The sequence below is a fragment of the Streptomyces sp. NPDC057939 genome (genome assembly GCF_042887545.1).
Classification (GTDB): Bacteria; Actinomycetota; Actinomycetes; order Streptomycetales; family Streptomycetaceae; genus Streptomyces.
In genome coordinates this window covers 85,663-98,755 of record NZ_JBHVPG010000021.1, presented here as the reverse complement: position 1 = coordinate 98,755, position 13,093 = coordinate 85,663, and the positions used below count along the sequence as shown (strand labels likewise).

Annotated in this window: 19 protein-coding genes; 3 read left to right on the top strand and 16 right to left on the bottom strand. The window is 67.6% G+C overall.

Annotated features, from left to right (window positions below; genetic code table 11):
- Nucleotides 1–195: 195 nt before the first annotated feature.
- Nucleotides 196–1,107 (bottom strand): hydroxymethylbilane synthase, encoded by a 912-nt coding sequence (gene hemC / locus ACFVS6_RS22915; RefSeq protein ID WP_389706354.1) that lies wholly within the window; start codon nt 1,105–1,107, stop codon nt 196–198.
- 101 nt (nt 1,108–1,208) lie between these two features.
- On the opposite strand from hemC (ACFVS6_RS22915), the gene hemC (ACFVS6_RS22910) reads away from it, so the two are divergent.
- A complete protein-coding gene (gene hemC / locus ACFVS6_RS22910; RefSeq protein WP_389706353.1) occupies nt 1,209–2,141 on the top strand; it encodes a hydroxymethylbilane synthase in 933 nt (310 codons plus the stop codon).
- Here hemC (ACFVS6_RS22910) and ACFVS6_RS22905 read toward each other — a convergent pair.
- A complete protein-coding gene (locus tag ACFVS6_RS22905; protein WP_389706352.1) occupies nt 2,128–3,057 on the bottom strand; it encodes a hypothetical protein in 930 nt (309 codons plus the stop codon). The genes hemC (ACFVS6_RS22910) and ACFVS6_RS22905 overlap by 14 nt on opposite strands.
- Before the next feature lie 133 nt (nt 3,058–3,190).
- Nucleotides 3,191–3,331, bottom strand: coding sequence for a hypothetical protein (locus tag ACFVS6_RS22900; RefSeq protein ID WP_389706351.1), 141 nt, complete (start codon nt 3,329–3,331; stop codon nt 3,191–3,193).
- A 799-nt stretch (nt 3,332–4,130) separates the two neighbouring features.
- Here ACFVS6_RS22900 and ACFVS6_RS22895 point away from each other — a divergent pair.
- Nucleotides 4,131–5,384, top strand: a complete 1,254-nt coding sequence (locus tag ACFVS6_RS22895; RefSeq protein WP_389706349.1) for an XRE family transcriptional regulator — start codon at nt 4,131–4,133, stop codon at nt 5,382–5,384.
- On the top strand, nt 5,369–5,899 hold the full coding sequence (locus ACFVS6_RS22890) for a GNAT family N-acetyltransferase (protein ID WP_389706347.1): 531 nt from the start codon (nt 5,369–5,371) through the stop codon (nt 5,897–5,899). The genes ACFVS6_RS22895 and ACFVS6_RS22890 overlap by 16 nt, the downstream gene beginning before the upstream one ends.
- Before the next feature lie 67 nt (nt 5,900–5,966).
- Here ACFVS6_RS22890 and ACFVS6_RS22885 read toward each other — a convergent pair whose 3' ends face one another.
- From ACFVS6_RS22885 to ACFVS6_RS22825, 13 genes are all read right to left on the bottom strand, one after another.
- Complete coding sequence (locus tag ACFVS6_RS22885) at nt 5,967–6,356, bottom strand: hypothetical protein (protein ID WP_389706345.1); 390 nt, start codon at nt 6,354–6,356, stop codon at nt 5,967–5,969.
- Nucleotides 6,353–6,700 carry a hypothetical protein gene (locus ACFVS6_RS22880; RefSeq protein WP_389706343.1) on the bottom strand — a complete coding sequence of 116 codons (348 nt, stop codon included), beginning with the start codon at nt 6,698–6,700 and terminating at the stop codon, nt 6,353–6,355. The genes ACFVS6_RS22885 and ACFVS6_RS22880 overlap by 4 nt, the downstream gene beginning before the upstream one ends.
- Nucleotides 6,697–7,890, bottom strand: coding sequence for a hypothetical protein (locus ACFVS6_RS22875; protein WP_389706341.1), 1,194 nt, complete (start codon nt 7,888–7,890; stop codon nt 6,697–6,699). The genes ACFVS6_RS22880 and ACFVS6_RS22875 overlap by 4 nt, the downstream gene beginning before the upstream one ends.
- Nucleotides 7,871–8,104 carry a hypothetical protein gene (locus tag ACFVS6_RS22870; RefSeq protein WP_389706339.1) on the bottom strand — a complete coding sequence of 78 codons (234 nt, stop codon included), beginning with the start codon at nt 8,102–8,104 and terminating at the stop codon, nt 7,871–7,873. The genes ACFVS6_RS22875 and ACFVS6_RS22870 overlap by 20 nt, the downstream gene beginning before the upstream one ends.
- Nucleotides 8,101–8,451 (bottom strand): hypothetical protein, encoded by a 351-nt coding sequence (locus ACFVS6_RS22865; RefSeq protein ID WP_389706337.1) that lies wholly within the window; start codon nt 8,449–8,451, stop codon nt 8,101–8,103. Before ACFVS6_RS22865 ends, ACFVS6_RS22870 begins: the two co-directional genes overlap by 4 nt.
- Nucleotides 8,448–9,065, bottom strand: a complete 618-nt coding sequence (locus ACFVS6_RS22860) for a topoisomerase (protein WP_389706424.1) — start codon at nt 9,063–9,065, stop codon at nt 8,448–8,450. Before ACFVS6_RS22860 ends, ACFVS6_RS22865 begins: the two co-directional genes overlap by 4 nt.
- Nucleotides 8,947–9,252 (bottom strand): CHC2 zinc finger domain-containing protein, encoded by a 306-nt coding sequence (locus ACFVS6_RS22855; RefSeq protein ID WP_389706422.1) that lies wholly within the window; start codon nt 9,250–9,252, stop codon nt 8,947–8,949. Before ACFVS6_RS22855 ends, ACFVS6_RS22860 begins: the two co-directional genes overlap by 119 nt.
- 238 nt (nt 9,253–9,490) lie before the next feature.
- On the bottom strand, nt 9,491–9,865 hold the full coding sequence (locus ACFVS6_RS22850; protein ID WP_389706420.1) for a hypothetical protein: 375 nt from the start codon (nt 9,863–9,865) through the stop codon (nt 9,491–9,493).
- Between the two features lie 21 nt (nt 9,866–9,886).
- Nucleotides 9,887–10,705: an AAA family ATPase gene (locus tag ACFVS6_RS22845; protein WP_389706335.1), complete on the bottom strand. Its 819-nt coding sequence runs from the start codon at nt 10,703–10,705 to the stop codon at nt 9,887–9,889.
- Between the two features lie 88 nt (nt 10,706–10,793).
- The gene (locus tag ACFVS6_RS22840; protein ID WP_389706333.1) at nt 10,794–11,231 is read right to left on the bottom strand and encodes a hypothetical protein; all 438 of its coding nucleotides are present in this window, start codon (nt 11,229–11,231) and stop codon (nt 10,794–10,796) included.
- A 118-nt stretch (nt 11,232–11,349) separates the two neighbouring features.
- Nucleotides 11,350–11,784 (bottom strand): hypothetical protein, encoded by a 435-nt coding sequence (locus ACFVS6_RS22835; protein WP_389706331.1) that lies wholly within the window; start codon nt 11,782–11,784, stop codon nt 11,350–11,352.
- Between the two features lie 54 nt (nt 11,785–11,838).
- Nucleotides 11,839–12,516: a hypothetical protein gene (locus ACFVS6_RS22830; RefSeq protein ID WP_389706329.1), complete on the bottom strand. Its 678-nt coding sequence runs from the start codon at nt 12,514–12,516 to the stop codon at nt 11,839–11,841.
- Nucleotides 12,517–12,786: 270 nt separating this feature from the next.
- Nucleotides 12,787–13,029, bottom strand: coding sequence for a hypothetical protein (locus ACFVS6_RS22825; RefSeq protein WP_389706327.1), 243 nt, complete (start codon nt 13,027–13,029; stop codon nt 12,787–12,789).
- Nucleotides 13,030–13,093 lie beyond the last annotated feature (64 nt).

Below are 13,093 nucleotides of genomic sequence, written 5' to 3'. Positions count from 1 at the left end.
CTGGAGAAGCCGTTCGGGCTCAAGGCCGAGTGCATCCAGCAGTTCCAGGCAGTCAGCCCATGAGTCCGCGTGGCCTGCGACCCGCAGGGCGGCCCGGTCCCGCTCCTCTTGCGAGGCGCCGCGGGGCGCCGGCACGCCGCTTTCGAGCGAGCGCAGACGATCCTTGCCGTACCTCTTGATGCGTCCCACGTTCTCTCATCCCGCCGTGCTGATGTCCAGGGCGCCGTGGCTCCTGAGCTGCTGGCAGACCGCGAGCGCTGTCTTCGTGGCGTCCGCCCCGGTGAGCCGGACGTCGATCGCGATTGCCGGCTCGGCCGAGAACGCTCGCGCCCGAACGGTGTAGGTGACCTCATTGCCGTCGTCGTTGGTCTTGACGTACCCGGCCAGTGGGGCGTTGCAGAAGCCGCCCATCTGTCGCAGCACGAGGCGCTCCGCCTCAGCTTCGACTTCTGTCTCCAGATGATGGAGTTTCGAGATGCGCCTACGGGTCTCCATGTCGTCCTCGCGGGTCTGGAGGGCGATGATCGCTGCGCCGAGCGGCGGGCAGATGATCTCGGGGCTGATGCGTTCGCCGATGCGGTGGCGCAGCCCAAGGCGCTCCATCGAGCACGTGGCCACGATCAGCGCGTCAACCTCCCGACTGAACAGGGCCTCCAGGCGGCTGTAGACGGGCCCGCGCAGGGGGGTGACCTCAAGGTCCGGGCGATAGGTCCGTACGGCCGTCGAGCGGCGGATAGAGGCCGTGCCTACGGTTGCGCCGGGGAGTAGCGTGTCGAGTGTGTCGGCAGGGTCCCGGGTGACGAGGCAGTCGCGGATGTCGTCGCGGCGGACGTAGGCCGCCATGGTGAGACCCGGCGTGTCATGCGTGGGTGCGTCCTTGAGGCAGTGGACGGCCACGTCGATCTCTCCGGCGAGGAGGGCGGATTCGATCTCCTGGGAGAAGACGCCGTCCGACTCCAAGGTGGCGCGGTTGTCCTCGCGGTCTCCACCTTCGCCGGAGAAGGGGCGGAGGAGCATCGCGTCCGGTGCGAGGGCGGCCAGTAGGGAGGCGGACTGCGCGAGAGACATCCGCGAAGCGCGAGCGCCGATGCGTAGGGGTGTCCTCATCGTGGACCTCTCCTTTGGTGACAATCTGTCGGAAACTGCATGCTTCTGGTGCAAGTACGATTGGCCGTCAACAAGCCGTCTGTGGCGAGGAGTTGACCCGAATGGGCGATGTAGTGCGGATCGGTTCCCGGGCGAGCAAGCTGGCTCGGAGGCAGGTCGCGGAGTGGCTCGCGCCCGTTGCCGAGCAGTTCCCGAACGTGACATTCCGGCGGGAGGTCATCCTCGAAGGCGGGGATCAGGACCGCGTCACACCCACCCTGGCCGAGGTCGCCAAGACGGCCGGCGGGTCGGCGTTCTCCACAAACCAGGAGGCGGCCCTCGTCACCGGCCAGGTCGACGTGATCGTGCACTCGCTGAAAGACCTCCCCACCTCGGTGCACGAGGGCACAGTCCTGCTGACCACCCCCGGCCCGCGCGAAGACGTGCGGGACGTGCTGTGCGGCTCGACTCTCGCGGGTCTCCCCAAGGGCGCCCGAGTCGGGACCGGCGCCCCGCGCCGCGTGGCCCAGCTCCTCGCGCTCCGCCCGGACCTAAGGGTCGAACCGATCCGCGGAAACGTCCCTGGTCGCCTCGCGAAGAGCGCGAAGGGCGGACTCGACGCCGTGGTTCTGGCGGCGGCTGGCCTAAACCGCCTCGACCTGATGCCGGCCGTGCGCGAGGTGTTCGACCCGACGGTCTTCCCCCCGTCACCAGGGCAGGGCGCGCTCGGCATCCAGGTTCGAGTCGACTCCCCGGCGGCCAGGCTGCTAGCGGCAACGGGAGACCCGCTCGTCGATGCGTGCGTGAAGGCTGAGCGAGCCCTCCTTGCCGAACTCCACGGCGGCTGCTCTGTGCCGGTCGGGGCCTGGGGCCGAATCGGTGTTGACGGCCTGCTGTATCTGTCTGCCACCGTGACGTCCCTGGACGGTACGAAGCAGGTCAGTGCGGCGGGTGAGGGGCCGGTTGACGCTCCCGAGAAGCTCGGGGCCTGCGTTGCGGCTGATCTGATCGGTCACGGCGCGGCCGGCATCCTGGCGGAGATCAGGAAGGCTTGAGTGCGCGTGCGATATCCAGCGCACCATAGGTGACGATGCGCGCGGCTCCCGCGCGCTTCAGGACGGTGTACGACTCGATCAAACCCTTGACGTCGCGCTCCCCGTCGTCGCGGCGGTCGGTCAGGCGCAGGTATTCGCCGGACACGGAGAACGGGACGATGGGCACGGCAACCTTGTCCTTCAGTTGCACGAGGGTGTCGACGGTGTGCAGGGCGGGTTCCGTGAGGATCATGTCCGCGCCCTCCTCCACCATCTGCTGTGCCACGTGAACGGCCTGATCGGGGTGGGCAGGGTTGATCTGAAAGGCGCGGGAGCCCGAGCGCGGAACGGCTCCCATGGAGGTCCGGTAGCCCTCGTAGAGGGAGGACTCGAAGATCAGGTGCGGCATGATGCCTACGCCTTGGTGCCCGGCCCCGTCGAGTTCCTGGCGTATCCAGCGCACCGAGTCGGGGATCATCGACGCCGGTCCGACGATGTCCGCTCCGGCCTCCGCCTGCATGATCGCCTGGAACCCCAGGGCCTCGATCGTTTCTTCGACGTCGATGCGTCCGCCCTTGTCGGCGAGCCAGCACTCCCCGCTGTCGTTGTGGGAGCAGACGCATGTCTCGGTCATCACGAGCACCTTGGGAGCCGCTCGCTTCACCGCCTTGATGGCTCGGGCCATGAGGCTGGTGGGGGAGGCGCCCTGGGACGCGCGGGAGTCCCGGACTCGTGAGCCCGCGAAGATTTTGACCGACCCCACGCCGAAGGACTCCAGGGCCTTCACCATCCCCCCAATCTCCCGGACCGTGACCGTGGGCATCGGTCGCGGCTTGTCGTCGTCGTCTTCGCGAACGAGGAGGACCATGGCCAGGTCGGCCGGGGCGAGGTTGGGGCCGCCAAGAAAACTGCGAACGGCTAAGCGATGAGTGGACATTGCTCCTCCTGCGAGGTCAAGGGGATGGCTGCGTGGGGGGCCTGGCCCGCCCCGGCCGGCGCCGCTTGCTCCGAGGGGGGAACGTGTTCGAAACGAGCGGAACATGCCGACCGGGGCGGTGATCGTGGCGGTGCTACGCGGCGAGGATGTCGCGCGCGTCGAGCGGCCCGGCAATTCCGTGGCCGTTCTCGTCACCGTCCGGCTTCTCGACGATCTCGGTGTCGCTCGTGGTGACCGCAGGGTTCTCGGTCTCGGTGTCGATGGTCGCGCCCATGGCACGTTCCCTTCTCTTGTCGGTCCCGGCTCGGTCGAACGCGGGAAGCTGATATCGGTCGTCAACGGCCGCTCGTGCCGGCCGCAGCCAAGGCGAAGACAACCGCGCTAGTCATGGCTACGTAGAGCAGGACAGCAATGCGCTGACGCACGAGTTACCGCCCGTCCGCCGGCCTGAGGGCCTCAGGGGTGACGATCCACTCCGTACCCCCGCCCTCGGGCCGGAGGAAGACAGCGCACGGCATGACCCGCCGCGTGGAGGGGTCTTCGTACTCGCCGATGAACTGCACGATGGCTTCGCGGTCGCGGGCCGGATCGAAGACGCGAGCGCCCTCGTGGAGCCAGGCCGGGAGGCCCCGATGGGAGGCGGGTCGCGGACGCGCCTTCACGCCCTGATCTCCGGCTCGATGGCGAACTCGGCACCCAGCATGAACTTCCTCCAGCCGTTAGCCGCACGGAGGCGCAACGACCGGCTAGGTGCCGCGGGCTGGGACTCGGGTGGGGTACGCGTACGTCCGCTGACGTTGCGGTTGCGAGGCGATTCGGAGGCGCTGGACACGGTCGCTCCTCTCCGGCGGGGTGCAGCGGGCCGCAGGGTGGCAGGAAGTATCCGCGACCCGCTGCTGGGGGATGCCGCCCGAGATCCTCGAAGCCCCGGTCGGCTGTGCCCAGTAAACGACCGTCCGGCGTGACGAAACAGGAAAGGTTGCCTGCCGAGGCAACGCGCCGTGGCGGAAAACTTTACGCGCGCTTTGCAAATCGGGTAGACCGGAGAGTTAGCGCAAGGCTACTTTCGGTGCATGGTCGAAAACGCTGTCTTACGCGCGCGGATGGCCGATCTGGGGCTCAAGCAAGACGAGTTGGCACGTCAGATGAACGATGCGCTCCTGAGGATCACCGGTCGGCCGGGGGAAGTCTCGGCGCGATCGGTACGGAACCTGATCAGCGGAGCGACTACGCGCCCCATCGGTCGCACGCGGGCTGCGCTTGAGCAGGTATTCCAATGCCCGATCACGGAATTAGGGTTCGCATCAACCGCAACCGCCGTACCACCGGAGGACCCCGTGCTCCGCCGCTCTTTCTGCAACCTCACCACCGGCCTCCTCCTCAGTCCCCTCTCCGGGTCCGCGGTGAGACGGACGGTGGGGATGTCGGATGTGCTCCGACTACGTGACGGCATGGCTGCGCTGACGGATCTTGACCAGACCCGGGGAGGGCACTCGGCGCTGGAGAAGGCCGCGCTCGCGGGGGCAGCGGAAGCGGTTGGGTTGCAGCAGAATGCCGCGTCGCAGACTGTGCGGCAACGCCTGTTGTCGTTGGGGGCGCACTACACTGCGTCCGCAGCCTGGTCTTGCATCGACGCCAGGCAACTTGATCGAGCTCGGTCACATCTGGCCGAGGCCCTTCGTATGGCCGGCATGGCTCAGGACCCTGTAGCACAGCTTCGGGTGTGGAATTCGAGCGCGATGCTCGCGCATCAGCGACACGAGTACGGCGAGGGGCTTGCAGCTTCGCAAGCCGCACAGGCCACTACAGCGGCTCGCCGCGACCCGATGCTCTCGTCCCTTGCTCACGCTCGCACCGCGATTGGACACGCATCGTGCGGCGACCACAAACCCGCGCTGCGCTCGCTGCGCTACGCCGAGGTCGCCCTTGCGAAAGCCGATCCGGCCACACCGCGCCCGCCGTGGATCGGATTCTACGGACCTGCTGAACTGGCGGCGCTCACGGCGATCATCCACGAACTACTGGGTAAGCCGGCCGATGCTGAAGCGGCGTCACACCGGGCACTAGCGTCTCTGCCCAAGGAGCTGCGGCGAAACCGGTCGATGACCATGGTCAGGCTTGCGGTTGCCCAGCTCCGTCAGGGGGAGGTGGAACAGGCGTGCGCGACTACCGGAGGTGCTTTCGACCTGATGGCCGGAGATCCCCTTCCGGGACGCCTGCGGACGATGCTCGGAGACTTCCACCGCAACCTGTTCACGGTTGCCCCCTCCGCCCAGGTGGCACGAGAGTGGGCAGACCGCTACCGCACTGAATGGAGAACTGCGTGACCACCGAGATAAAGCGCTACGGACACGGTGACCTCGGCGACATCCGGCAGACGCTCCTGGACGTACACGAGGACGCGTACGCGGATCGCCGACACGAGGAGTTCGTGCAGCGGTTCCCGTGGTTTGTGGGCCACTGGGGCGAGAACCCGGCCTTTTCGTGCGTCATCGCCTGGGACGGGGAGGTGCCGGTCGGGTTCTCTTACGGAGCTCCTGCGGAGCCGGGGCGGGAGTGGTGGCAGGGGCATCTTGAGACCCCGCCCGAGAACGCAGCCACGTTCTCCGTGTCGGAGCTCATGGTCCGCCCGAAGTGGCGAAAGACCGGACTCGGACCACGCCTTCACGATGCGCTCCTCGATGAGCGCCCGGAAGCCTGGGCCGTCCTCACCGTTGACACCAAGCGTCCCCGACTTCAAGCGATGTACGAGGAATGGGGTTACAGCAAGGTCGGAGAGAACCAGCCGTTCGCGGACTCGCCGGTCTACGCGGTAATGATGAAGGATCTCACCAGTCCGTGACGGGCGGTCTTGTCGGTCGCACGACGGTGCGCCCCGGAGGCGCTCACGGTCTCCGGGGCGCGGGTGCCTACTGTTCTTCCTCAGGCAGCAGCTCGTCGTATCCATCAACGTACTCATGGCCGTTCAGGTGCGCCGCGATCTTGCCCACTCCCCGCTCGCGCCGGTATCGCACTGCGCGTCCGGTCACGCCCTGGAGAACTCCGGCCTCGTCGTCGTGAATATCGGCTCCGTACCGGAGTAGGAGGGCCTGGCGCTCGCCCACGGAGAGGGGGGCAGTCACCCATCCTGCGCGGATGTCCGCGAGATGCGCGAACAGGGTCCCCGCGGCCTTCTTGTCGACCGTGCCCTTCGGCATGTCGGCGTCAGGAGCGGTGGGGTTTCGAATGCCGTACGCGGCCTCGGTGTCCCAGACGGCCGGCAGAAGGTGTTCGACAAGCCGCCGGTCGTAGCCGCTCACCGTTCACCGCTTCCGACGACCTGCTGGGCGGCTTCGTACGAGGTGTGGCCGGCGCGGTGTCGGGCCTCGGTGAGCCAGCGGTCGCGAAGTCGCTGGGACAGCCAGCGGTGCAGTAGGCCGGGACCGGACTCGGAGAGGATGCGCCGGACGTCAAGAGATCGTTCGGCGCATACGAGGACGGCCTCCTGGAAGGCGTCGTCGTACTCCAGGGTCAGCCCGTAGTCGCGGGCGAATCCGCGGGCTACGGCCTTGGCCACGCTGTCCACCTGCGGCTCGGCAAGCACGGACCAGTCGACCGCTGCGTGAGCTTCGGCTGATTCGAGATCGGCGAGATTCAGGTTCATCGGACCACCTCCTTGACCGGCACCTGGCCGGCCTTGGTGACCATGACCATCAGGCCCGGCGCACCTCGGGTACCGGTGCGGTGTCGCCACCAGGTCGACTCGGACTCCATGGCCGGGATCTGGATGAACGTCCGGGGGCCGTCGGTGTCCACGAACTCGTGGTGCAGGTGGGCAGCGAGGAGCAGATCTGCGGTGTGCAGGGCGCTGGTCTTGTCGAACGCCTGGCCGCGCCACCACTCGAAGTGCTTGCCCGGCCGCCACTGGTGCCCGTGGGCGTGGACCACGATGGTTCCCGAGCACTCGACCGTCACCGTCAGTTCGTCAGTGTCCGGCACGTACACCTCAACGTGAGCGAACTCCTCGCCCGCGAGGGCCAGGGCCTCGCTCACGGAGATCAGGGCGTCGGTGTCGTGGCTGTCGTCGTACCGGGTCACGCCCTTACCGCCCGGCCTCACTGCCTCGCCGTGGTTGCCAGGGACGGCAACGACGGTCAGTCGTGCGACCAGCGGAGCGAACCTGATGATGGCGTAAGACATCAGGCGCCGGGTGAGGCGGATCTGTTCGGTGAGGGTGAGCTGAGTACGCCATGTGTTCGCGCCACCCTGGGAGACGAACCCCTCGACATGATCACCGAGCCAGGCCAGGTGTGCGTGCTCAATCTTGAAGCGCTTGCGGTAGTCGGACAGCAGGTCGGCTGCCTTGTCAATGCACTCCATCGCGCGCCGAAGGGTGCCCTCGGGTCCGTCCCCGTCGATCTTGCCGAACTGGGTATCCCCGAGGGCCACTATGTACGTCCACTCGCCCTCGGTGTCCAGGGCGGTACGTACGGGCGGGGTATGCCGGTCGAAGACCGTCAGTAGCTCATCGACGCTGGGTCGCTCGGCCGACATGCCCTTGCGCTGGCCAAAGTTGAAGCGGGCGGAGACGCCAGTCTCACCGCCCGGCATCGTCCACTCGGAGGAGCGGAATGCCGTGACTTCCCACTCGGCGGGGTCGAGCTGGTGTGCGCGGAGAACGTCGGCCGCTGTCGATTCGGAATCGATTCCCTGAGGGCCTCGAACGGTGACCTCGGCCGTGTCTCCGGTCACCTCGATCTGCCGGGTGTAGTCCCGGTCGGGGTCGACCTGGCGGGCCGGGAAGGACGGGCCTACGGGCTTGGAGAGGAGTTCATCAAGCAGGGTGTCGCTCAAGGGCGGTCACCCCTTCCTGGCGCAGACGGCGCCGGTAGGTGCGGATGGTCGAGGCGGACACTCGGTGCCCGTATCGGTCGAGAATCCAGACGAGGTCCTCGGCGGCCGTGTCCTGGAGGAGGTGGCGTTCGAAGGCTTCGCGTTCGCGGCCATCCAGGGCTTCCCAGATCGCCAGCAGGCTCGGACCGGGACGCCCCGGCAACGGGCTGCTCATGCCGTTCCCTGGTCGAGCTGCTCGACGGCGGCCGTCGCCAGGGCGGCCACCTGGATGAGTCCGGCGCGAGCGGTCGCAGAATCCGCTGTGGCGATGGCCGCATTGAGCACGGCCAGGAGCTCGGCATCCCAGCCGGGATGATCTGCCAGTGAACGGGCGAAGGCGATCTCGGCCCAGCGATCGGCTTCGCGGCGGTAGTGCAGGCGGGCTCGGTCGGGCCGGAGTCCTCCGCTCAGCGGGCGGTCCTCGTCGGGCAGCACCTTGCGCTCGGCACGCACTTCGGCCAGCACGGCGGTGGTCGGGTCCGGCCTCCGCGGCTGCCGCTTCACGGGGGGCTTCTCGGTCACTTGGACTTCTCCTTCTCGTAGAGGTCGTAGAGGGCTTGGGCGCCGCCGGCCTTGTAGGTTTCGGTGACGTCCCCGGCCCGAAGGCGTACGGAGGCGGCGGTACGTAGACCTCGGCTCACCTTGGCGGCCATGCGTGCCCCACCCTCGTCGGGGTCGGGCCAGTGCCAGACACGGGAGAATCCGGCGAGCATCCGGCGGTGTCGGCCGAAGAACATCTCGGCACCGGGGGCGCCTGCGGCGTGGAAGCCGACCTTCCGCAGGATGATCCGATCGAGTTCACCCTCGCTGAGATGGATCTCGTCTCCGGCCTGGTGGATGGAGTCGACTCCGTAGATGCGGGGCGGATCGCCGGGCATCGTGTTGTACTTCCCGTGGCCCAAGGCGCGGTGGTCGTGGTCTTCGAGGCAGCGGAAGCGGACGGTCAGGGTGTGCCCGTCGTGCCCGAGGTAGGGGATCGCCAGCATTCCGCGGTAGCGGCCGTGGCCGGGCAGAGGATCAGCGACGACGCCAAGCCGGAACGTAGCCACCTCCTCCTCGCCGATCCCTCGGTCGGCCAGGTAGCGGGCGGCGTCCGCCGTAAGAGCTGCCTGATAGGCGTTCGTCGCCTCCTCCAACATCGTCCGCTGGGAGGCCGAGAGAGGCCGCAAGGGTTCGCGCTCCGACAAAGGTGGTGCTCTCCTTCTGCATGATCAGGTTGTACGAATCGCCGCCGTGGCCGCAGCTGTGGCACTTCCAGAGGCCCTTGTCCTCGTCCACGGAGCACGAGGGGGTGCGGTCCTCGTGCAGCGGGCAGGCGACCATGCCGGTCCGAGTCATCGAGACCCCGTAGTGCTCCAGGACCGCAGCCAAGTCGGGCTTCGGCTGGTCCTCGCGGTCTTGCCGGCCGATGTTGCGAAGCCTCACGCGACCCTCCGCCCGCGAAAGTGAGTGGCCTGCCGGTCCCATCCGAGGTCGTCGAGCCCATCGGGCTCGGACTCGCCCAGGAGGTCAGAGAGCTCCCTCGTCAGACGGCGGTGCTCGGCCATCTCCTCGAACTGCCTCACCGTTCGGCCTCGCGAGAGAGGCCGAAATACTCGGACACCGTGGTGAGGACGTAGGCGTCGCGCCAGCTCGCGCCACGGCGTCGGACGATGGCCACGGCATCCACGCCGGAGGGGTCCAGCCCACGATGGCGGGCGTAGTTGTCCCGCTCGCGCAGGGCCTCGCGGACGAAGGTGCTGGGTTCGAAGACCGCGTTCTTCGCTTCGATCACGAGCGGGCGTCCGCCTGGGCGCCGAACGACGTGATCGCCTTCGTCGTCCTTGCCGGTGAGGCGGAGGCGCTCGATGTCGACGCCTGTCGCGCGTAGCTGGTCGCGGAGCTCCGACTCCCAGTCGGCTCCTCGGCGTTTGTTTCGGCGGTTCCGCGCCTTCACGTCAGTCAACTCTTACATTCCTCACTGCTTCAAGGCGTCGAGAGGGGACCACTGGCGTGGTGCGAGGGCGGAAAACTGGGTGACGTCTGGGTGGCAGCGCAGGGTGGCGTACCGGCGGGCTGTGGGATCGGACGGCCCCATGCGCTGCTTGATCACGGCGATGCGGTATTCGAGGCTGGACGGGTCAAGTGCCACGGAGAGCGAGAGCTCAGGCTTCTCACTCAACCCGCCCTTGACTTGATCGCGGGACGGTGGGGCCCACGGGTCGCTCTTGGCCTCCCAGCTCTTGTCGGAGGCGTGGTGCAGGACGATCACAGTCGCGCCTGTCGCGCGGGCCAGCTCGGTAAGGCCGCTCATCACGGCCATCTGCTCGGTGTAGTCGGACTCCGAGCCTTCGAAGTCCATGAGGTTGTCGAACACCATGACTTGCGGATAGGCGTCCCAGAGTTCGATGTACGCCTCCAGCTCCTCGTCCACGTTCTTCCAGGCAATCGGGCTACCGAAGGAGAAGGTGATGCGGCTATCGGCGAGGGCAGACAGGTACTCCTGACGGTGCCGGCCACCTGCCGCCATGCCCGCCTCGACCATCTCGGTCGTGTCCCCCGTAGCCATGCTCGCCAGGCGGGAAGAGGCTGTGAAGGCAGACATGTCCGCCGAGAAGTACAGGGTAGGAAGGTTCATCTGAGCGACCCAGTAGAGCGCCAGGCCGGACTTCTGGGTTCCCGACCGCCCCGCGATCATGATGACTTCGCCCTGACGGGGCCGGCAACCGATGTTGTAGAGGGCCTCGAACGCGGCGATTCTGGGGAGTTCGCGGCCCGCTTCAGCGTGGAGGGTCAAGGACCGTCCAGGGGTGAGCACTTGATCGGCTCCAATCGTGAAGGGGAGGGGGCGACGTTGAGGCCGCCCCCTCCTGTTGGCCGATCTGTCAGTCGAAGTTGGGCGCTGCGGTCACCGCGGCTTCTACGGCCTTGTCGCGCTGCTCTGCGTACGCGATGACCTGGGCTCGGGTGGCCATGTCGTTGACCTGGCGCCAGACCCAGGCCGGGTTGGCTCCAGGCTTCGTCGGCGGGATCTGGGCGACGGTGACAAGCACGGCGCTACCGACCATCGTTTCCAGGTCACGAGCGAGGACGGTCTGTTCGATCCGCATCCCCTGCGAGACCTCGGGGGTCAGCGACGAGAGCTGCTCCGGGGTCCGGAAGATCGATACGGTGGCGAGAGCACTGTCCTTGGGACCGTTGGGCGTCGGGCGCTGCCGATCCCACGCCGAGACCTCGACGAGGATGGCGACGGCATCGAGGGCCTCCTTCGGCTTGAACCAGCCGCCGGCCTGGGTCGGGATGTTCTTCAGGTTCAGGGTCACTAGTGCTGATCTCCACTCTTTCGGTGAACGGGGTAGGGGGTGTGGGGGAGGTGTCGGGGCTTCAAGGGCCCGGCAGCGAGGACGACGGCGACAGCCGCGCCGAGCAGTCGACGGCCCATCACGACGCCTGAAGTGTTCGGCCGCGCGCCTTCCAGGCGTCCATGACAACCGACTCCGCGAAGGCGGCCTGGTTGGCCGCCCAGAGGCGGCGCAACTCATCGGCGGTCTGGCATGCGGCGATCTGCTCCAGGACGGCGGAGGCCGGGCTACCTGCGGGGCCACCCTGCGGCGCGGGGGGCGTCGGCGCAGATGCCTGCGGGACGACGCGGGCACCCAGGCCGGAGGAGATGGCCTCCGCGCTCCTGGCGAGCTGGCTGACCTCGACGAGAATCTCGTGGAGAGTGAGGGTAGTAACACTCTTACTTTCAAGCCCGAAGAAGGAGCCGAGCTCCTCGCGAAGGCCGCTCGCGTTGCCCCTGAAGGCAACCTGCGGGGCGGTCTCGCCTTCCCCGCACGGGACTTTGATGGTGATCGACAGGGCCTCTTCGGGCATCGCTGTTTCCCCTCGTGTGACGACCGGGCCTCCCCGGTGTGTAGTTACACTATATCAAACGATCCGCTGGGCTGAACCCCCGAACGCGGCGAGCGCCCCCCGAGTTGCGCGCATGCGCCGGATGTCACCTGCGAGGAGTGCGGCCTCCCACCCGATCCGCAGGTTCGCCCAGTACAGGGTGCACTGCGCCTCCCCTGCGGGCAGATGAATGATCACGCCCCAGTCCCGGCTTACCTCGGCTGTGTCGGCGTAGGCGGTCATGGCCTCGTCGGCCGGCACGGAGGTCTTCCGCCACGTGGCCAGGGCCTTCTTGTCGCGTCCGTCCACGGGGAAGCGGGTGTGGTCGTAGCGCTCGCCATGGGCGTATACGGCGAGCTGGCTGGCCATCTTGAGGCCGCCGTACTGGACCGATCCCGTCTTCAGGTCTCCGATCAGCAGTCCCTCGAAGTGACGGCCGTCAGGCCCTGGACCGGAGTAGTGCAGCAGGCGATCGAAGGTGCCGCCTACGCCGAGCTCGTCCACGACGACGAACCGCTCGATGGCAACCGTGTCGAAGCCGACCATCGCCATCTTGTACGCGGCCATGTCGGCCAGGTCGCGGTTGGGCGTGCCGAGAGGTAGGGGCTCCCCGCGGTCGACGGCCTCGGAGAGCGTGTGCAGGTGGGTGCCGTGCTCGCGCTTCCTGTTGGCTCCGGCGAGGCTCACCGCCCGCTCGGCGAGCTCGTTCAGCAACGCCTTGCCTTCCCGGCTTTCGGGGTCCAACTCTTTCGTTCGCGCTACGAGAGCTGGGTCGCGGGACGCGCCTACGAGAGTCATGCGGGACTTCCAGGCGGTCAGGGCCGACTTGTCCTCGATGCAGTCGATGTAAGTCGTCGTCCTCGTCAGAGGCTTGGGCGTCCCGCCGCCCTTGGGTACGACGAGGGGGCGACCCCATCCGTCCCGAGGGACAGCGGGGGCCGGGAGATCGATGAGAGTCAGGGGCAAAAGTAGCTCCAAGTGGTCTTAGGCGGCGGTTTGAAGGTAGAGGCGCACCGAGTCGTCCGCGAGCAGGATCGGCTCGCACTCGTCCTGGTCGAGGAGTCCGAGGCCGCGCTGTTCGGCGACCTGGAGGATGCGGCGCAGGTGGTCCGGCACGTGATCGGGGCGGACCGTGATGTGACAGTCCGACTCGTCCTCGGCGACGTGCAGGGCTACGCCCGGCAGGTACAGGACTTCGGCTCGCCTGATCGGTTCGGCTTCACACATGGAGACCGCCCCCTGGCCATGCATCATTCGACGGCTCCTCTCCCCGTGCCGGTGCTTCCCTGCT